Below are 5807 nucleotides of genomic sequence, written 5' to 3' on the forward strand. Positions count from 1 at the left end.
TGCCGACGCGTCGCGCGGGCGAATCCCCGCGCGCGAAATCATGGTATCGCTCGGCCATTGTCTGGAGCGACCAATCCGCAGCCGCGCCGCATTTCGCGCAACTCGACGAAGACGATTTCGCCGACGAAATCGCCCGGCGCGCGGGCGATTTTCTGGGGCGCATCCGCCTCGATTCGCCCATCTGGACCTATCCGTTGCGGGTGCAGTTCGCGCACCGCATGGTCGCCGCCCGGTTGGTGCTGGCCGGCGACGCGGCGCACGCCATGCACCCGGTGGCGGGCCAGGGATTCAACATGGGCTTGCGCGACGCCGCCGCCTTGGCCGACGTACTGGGCGAAGCCAAGGGCCTCGGCCTCGATCTCGGCGCGCCGGAAGTTCTCGAAAAATACGGTCGTTGGCGACGCTTCGACAACGGCCTGATGCTCGCCATGACCGACGGCATCGTGCGGCTCTTTTCCAACGACGTGGCGCCGCTCAGGCGCTTGCGCGGCTTCGGCCTTTCCACGGTCAACCGGATTGCGCCGCTCAGAAAACTGTTCGCGCGCCACGCCATGGGCGTTGTCGGCGACCTGCCGCAATTGATGCGGGGGGCATGAGATGATTATGTGGCGCGACCAGATGTCGGTGGACGGCGGAATCATCGATTCCGATCATCGTCACCTGATCGAGATCATCAACAGGTTCGAAGAACGCGCGAACGGGGAGGCGACCGAGGACGAGTTGATCGAAATCCTTTACGCCCTCAAGTTCTACGCCTCGACCCATTTCAAGCGGGAAGAGGCCCTGCAGCGGCTGACGCATTACCCCTACCACGACCGGCATTGCCAGGAGCACAAGGAGCTGGTCGCCCGGCTCGAGGCCATCATCGCGGATACGCGAAAGGCCCTGGCGGGCAACACAAAAATGGCGGTGGCCGAAACCGGCGCTCTGCTCAAATCCTGGTTGGTCGACCACGTGATCGGATCGGACCTGAAGATGTCCACTTACATCCATGCCGCCCGAAAAGCGGGCGAGGCGATGGAACTTCTGGGCGACGTTTACTGGGACGGATCGAAATAGCTCCCGCGTCCCCTTGCGGGTTGCGGCGACCTGCCGCGACTGATGCGGGCGGTTACAGAATCATCGGAACGACTAACATGATCCCGGAAACCAGCAGCAGAATGAGCACCATTTTGCGGAAAGCGGCCTCGTCGAGCTTGCCGTAGACCCTCCAGCCAAGCGCCGTTCCGAGAGCCAGGATCGGCAGGCCGTAAACAAAAAGCCGGACCGTCTCGGCGTCAATCGCGCCGATGCCCCCGAACCATAGGATCGCCATCACGAACGTCGCGACCGCCGTCGGCTGGAATACCGCGCGCTGCTCATCGCGCGGCCAGCCGCGCAGGCCGCACCAGATCGTCGGCACCACGCCGCCGAGCCCGGTCGCGCCGCCGAGGATTCCGTTGACGATGCCGATGCCACCGTCCGCGAGCGGACCAGCGTTTCGCGCTTCAGGAACCTTCGGCCGCGCGAGATTGTAGAGGCTGAACGCGATCAGCAGCAGCCCGATGAAGACGCGCATGTGCCCCGCCGGCGCCCAGTCGAGCACCCAGACTCCGGCGGGAATGCCGACGGCGCTGCCGGCGACGAACGGCCACAGCCGCTCCGGCTTGATCGCCCGGCGCAACTTCCAGACCGCGTAGCCCTGCACCAACAGCGCGTAGGCGACGATGAGCATGGCGATCTCAACCGGCGCGAGCGCGTGGACCCAGATGCCGGCGGCGACCATGCCGAAGGCGAATCCCGACAACCCGGTCACGAACGCCGCAGCGAACGTACCGACCAGAAAAATAAAGAGACTTAAGAAAAAAGCGCTCTCCATGGCTCGGCCCTCCGGACGACCCAATGTCGAGCAGCGCTTGAGCGGCACGGCCGCTTTACGGGGGGTCTGCCTTTCCCCCGCGTGCGCGATAATTAACACACGCGCGCGCGGATGGGAAGAATTGCGGGGCGCCTACGAACTAATGCGGGGAAACCCTAGGTCAGTTTCGGGAGTCCCCTAATTTTACGGCATTCGGTCCGGCCTCTAGACTAAACCCGAGAATCCGCACAAACGTTCGGAAGACTTGCAGCAAAGGGGGACTTCGCATGACGAAAGCCTATGTCGCCGCCGCCGCGGCCATCACCTTCGCCACGCTCGTCGGCCCGACGGAAACGGCGCAAGCCGCCGAGGTTCGCCTCGATCATAAGGGGATCGGCCTCTTGGGCGAAGCCGCGCTGGCGTCCGGAAAATCCTGGAAGGACGGCGCGATCCTGATGGTGCACGGCACCATGCAGCACGGGCGCATGGACACCATGGCGCAACAGCAGAAGGCGCTCCTGGAACTCGGGCGCTCCAGCCTCTCCATCACCTTGAGTCTCGGTGTGTCCGACCGGCGCGGCAACGCCGACTGCGAAAAGCCGCAAATCCACCGTCAGCAGGACGCGGCGTCCGAAATCGCCGCCTGGGTCGGCTGGCTCAAGGCCCAGGGCGCGACGGACATCGTCCTGCTCGGCTTCTCGCGCGGCGGCAACCAAACCCTGCGCTACCTGCTGGACAAGCCCGACCCGGCGATCAGGCGGCTAATTTTCATGGCGCCGTTGAGTTGGGAGGAAATGAGTGTCGCGGGCTACGGCGAAGTGCCCGCCGGCGAAATGCAAAAGAACCTGGCCGAAGCTGGGAAGCTCGCCGCCGCCGGGCGCGGCGACAACCTGATGCGGGGCGTCCGGCTGCTGAACTGTCCGAGCGTGACCACGAGCGCGAACGCGTTCTTATCCTATTACCGCGACGACGGCCGGATGAACACCCTCGACCGGCTCGGCGGCTTCGGGTTGCCGACGTTGGTGATCACCGGAACGCTCGATACCATAACGCCGGATCTTCCCAACCGCCTCAAGGGCAAGATCGGCCCGAACGTCCGGGTGGCGACCGTCGACGGCGCGAATCACTTCTTCCGCGATCTGCTCGCCGACGAAGCCGCCGAGGCCATCGACAAGTTTCTCGGCGGCGGCTGAGAATTATACCGCGATCAGGGACCGGGCACGCTTTAAGGAAACTCTGTATAAGTCCCAACCCGTCACCCCGCGCAAGCGTGGGTCCAGGGTTTTGAAAAAGCTGGATTCCCGCGTTCGCGGGAATGACGAAATGGAGACAGTGATTCGGGATTGACTCTACGGATCGCGGCTGAGGCCGCGTTCTATTAAGGGTCGCGGCTGAGGCCGCGCTTGGCGAGTTCGTCGGTGTAGGTCTTCCACATTTCGTCCTGGCGAAGCCCGTAGTCGTAGAGCGTCTCCCACGAATAAATGCCGGTGTCGTGGAGATCGTCGAACACGATCTTGATGGCGTAGTTGCCGACCGGCTCGACATTGATGATGCCGACGTGGCGCCGCCCGGTCAGCAGCGTCTTCTGGCCGGGGCCGTGGCCCTGGACTTCGGCCGAGGGGCTTTCGACCCGCAGGAATTCCGCCGGGAAACGGAACGACTTGCCGTCCTCGAAATCGACTTCGAGAATCTTGTCCGCTTTCTTGAGGCGGATTTCCTTCGGCTTGATCTTGGTGCCGAAGGCGCGCGAGGTTTCCGCGCTCATGGCTGAGCGCCCTTATCGGGGCGCGGTTTGTCCAAGGGACGCGCCTCGTCGGCCAGCATGATCGGAATCCCGTCGCGGATCGGATAGGCGAGTTGGGCCTGATCGCTGATCAGCTCCTGGGCCTGGGCGTCGTAACGCAGAGGCCCCTTGGTCAAGGGACAAACCAGGATTTCGAGCAGCTTGGGATCGACTTGGCGCGCGGTCATCGGTTGTGGTCCTTCAGTGGCGAAGGGCTCAATGGCGAAGGCCGGGTCCGGGCCGGTCGCCGCCCGCTTCATGGGCGGCGAGTTCGAGAGTGGCGGCAAGCGTCTCCGCGCGTTCGGCGTGGCACGCGCATTCGAGCAGCGCCTGCTTTTCGCTCGCGCCGAACGGGCAGGCCATGGCCAGCCACGTCACCAACGCCGGGCCGTTGAGTTCGTCGAGCGAACGGTCTTCCGCGGCGAGCCCGCGCGCGGCGAAGAACGCGCGCGCCGCCTTGACCAGGCGCGGCCGATCGATTTCGGGTTCGGGCCCGTCCTCGCGGTCGCAGGCGAACGGCGCCCAGTCGGGCGCGATGCGACGATAACCGCGCTTTCCCGGCAATTCGGAACGAATACGAAAACGGCTGACCCCGGCGAGGATGACGAAATAGCGGCCGTCGTCGGATTCCGCGAAGGACATAATGCGTCCCGCGCAACCGACCGGATAGAGCGCGACGCCATCGGGAATCGGGTCGCGCGCGGGCTTCACCGGCTGCACCATGCCGAGCATGCGACCCGCGCCGAGCGCGTCCTCGATCAGGGCGAGATAACGCGGCTCGAAAATCTGCAACGGCACCCGGCCGCCCGGCAACAGCAGCACGCCGCTCAAGGGAAAGACGGGCAATTCGGCCGGAAGCGGCGTATCGACGTCGGGATTGCGGCTGGCCATGGCGCGCCTCAGGCAAAAAGAATCGACGACAACCGCCGCCGCCCGGCGACAGTGCGCGCATCTTGCGGACCAAGAGCGTCGAAAATCTTCAGCAGTTGCGCCCGCGCGGCGCCGTCGTTCCAATTCCGGTCGCGCCGGACGATCTCGAGCAAATCGTCGATCGCGCCTTCCTGATTGCCGGCGGCAAGCCGCGCCCGCGCCAAGTCGAGCCGGGCTTGATGATCGGCGGGATTGGCGGCGATCTTCGCTTCGAGCCCTGCGGTGTCGCCGGCGCCGGAGGATTTGGCTTGCTCGGCGATCTCGAGCGCGGCGATGGCGGAGGCGATGTCTCCTTGCGCGCGGAGCGCGGACGACAATCCGCCCGCGATCTGTTTGGCGCGGGCTAAATCGCCCACGGCGACGCTCGCGCGGATCATGCCGCCGAGCGCCGACGCGTTGGTCGGGTCCTGGGCCAGAACCTCGGCGAATATTCTGGCGGCGCCGCGCGCGTCGCCGGCGGTGAGTTGGGCGTGCGCGGTCTCCAGCGCGACATCGACCGGCGCCTTGGCGCCGCCGGTCAGTCGCTCGATGAAGGTCTTGAGTTGGCTTTCAGGGATAGCCCCGGCGAAGCCGTCGACCGGCTGGCCGCGATGAAAAGCGTAGACCATCGGGATAGAGCTGATCCGCATCTGTGCGGCGAGGTCCTGGTTTTCGTCGACGTTGATCTTGACCATGCGCACCAGCCCGGCGGCCTGGCGCACGAGCTTTTCGAGCATGGGCCCGAGCTGCTTGCATGGTCCGCACCACGGCGCCCAGAAATCGACGATCACCGGCACCTGGCGCGACATCTCGATCACGTCCTTCATGAAGGCCGCAGTCGAGCCGTCCTTGATCAGGTCGGCGGGCACGGGCTTCGCGCCGCCGGCGGCGGCGGAAGAGGCGTTTTTCGGCGTCTGTCCGATGAGGAATTCCATGAGCGTTCCCGCGCCCAATACATGGCGGGTTCGGGCCGTTCTCGCAAGCCCGGCGCGCCCCTATGGGGCGCATCTTTACGATAGTACGCGAGGTGATTCGCCCGCGCCGCGGCTTGCAAAGCGGTCCCGTTGGCGTATTATCCCGCGCGACCGGATTTGCCCTTTCGCGACTTGGGGTTTCCGGCCGGAGCGCGGGCGTAGCTCAGGGGTAGAGCACAACCTTGCCAAGGTTGGGGTCGAGGGTTCGAATCCCTTCGCCCGCTCCAGTTTTTTTCAACGACTTATCCGTCGTTTCGGTCGGCGAACGTGTGGGCACTGTGACCAAATTGTGCCAATCCTAAGC

8 protein-coding genes and 1 tRNA gene are annotated in these 5807 nt (G+C 65.0%); 4 read left to right on the forward strand and 5 right to left on the reverse strand.

Going from position 1 to position 5807, the window contains the following annotated elements:
• A partial coding sequence (locus FJ311_15645) for a 2-octaprenyl-6-methoxyphenyl hydroxylase (protein MBM3952868.1) occupies positions 1 to 596 on the forward strand: 596 nt, incomplete at its 5' end.
• Between the two features lies 1 nt (position 597).
• Positions 598 to 1059 carry a bacteriohemerythrin gene (locus tag FJ311_15650; protein MBM3952869.1) on the forward strand — a complete coding sequence of 154 codons (462 nt, stop codon included), beginning with the start codon at positions 598 to 600 and terminating at the stop codon, positions 1057 to 1059.
• Between the two features lie 52 nt (positions 1060 to 1111).
• Here the strand turns inward: FJ311_15650 and FJ311_15655 are convergent, their stop codons facing one another.
• Complete coding sequence (locus FJ311_15655) at positions 1112 to 1858, reverse strand: sulfite exporter TauE/SafE family protein (protein ID MBM3952870.1); 747 nt, start codon at positions 1856 to 1858, stop codon at positions 1112 to 1114.
• Between the two features lie 266 nt (positions 1859 to 2124).
• Between FJ311_15655 and FJ311_15660 the strand changes: the two genes are divergently transcribed.
• Positions 2125 to 3030: an alpha/beta hydrolase gene (locus FJ311_15660; protein ID MBM3952871.1), complete on the forward strand. Its 906-nt coding sequence runs from the start codon at positions 2125 to 2127 to the stop codon at positions 3028 to 3030.
• Positions 3031 to 3215: 185 nt separating this feature from the next.
• Here the strand turns inward: FJ311_15660 and FJ311_15665 are convergent, their stop codons facing one another.
• The 4 genes from FJ311_15665 to trxA are packed head-to-tail and all read right to left on the reverse strand — an operon-like array spanning position 3216 to position 5464.
• Positions 3216 to 3602: a DUF971 domain-containing protein gene (locus FJ311_15665; GenBank protein MBM3952872.1), complete on the reverse strand. Its 387-nt coding sequence runs from the start codon at positions 3600 to 3602 to the stop codon at positions 3216 to 3218.
• Positions 3599 to 3808, reverse strand: a complete 210-nt coding sequence (locus FJ311_15670; GenBank protein ID MBM3952873.1) for a Trm112 family protein — start codon at positions 3806 to 3808, stop codon at positions 3599 to 3601. Before FJ311_15670 ends, FJ311_15665 begins: the two co-directional genes overlap by 4 nt.
• Before the next feature lie 28 nt (positions 3809 to 3836).
• Positions 3837 to 4511: a peptidase S16 gene (locus tag FJ311_15675; GenBank protein ID MBM3952874.1), complete on the reverse strand. Its 675-nt coding sequence runs from the start codon at positions 4509 to 4511 to the stop codon at positions 3837 to 3839.
• 8 nt (positions 4512 to 4519) lie between these two features.
• Complete coding sequence (trxA, locus tag FJ311_15680) at positions 4520 to 5464, reverse strand: thioredoxin (protein ID MBM3952875.1); 945 nt, start codon at positions 5462 to 5464, stop codon at positions 4520 to 4522.
• A gap of 191 nt (positions 5465 to 5655) precedes the next feature.
• Between trxA and FJ311_15685 the strand changes: the two genes are divergently transcribed.
• A tRNA-Gly gene (locus FJ311_15685) sits at positions 5656 to 5730 on the forward strand.
• Positions 5731 to 5807 lie beyond the last annotated feature (77 nt).

The organism is Rhodospirillales bacterium, assembly GCA_016872535.1.
Taxonomy (GTDB): Bacteria; Pseudomonadota; Alphaproteobacteria; order Rhodospirillales; family 2-12-FULL-67-15; genus 2-12-FULL-67-15.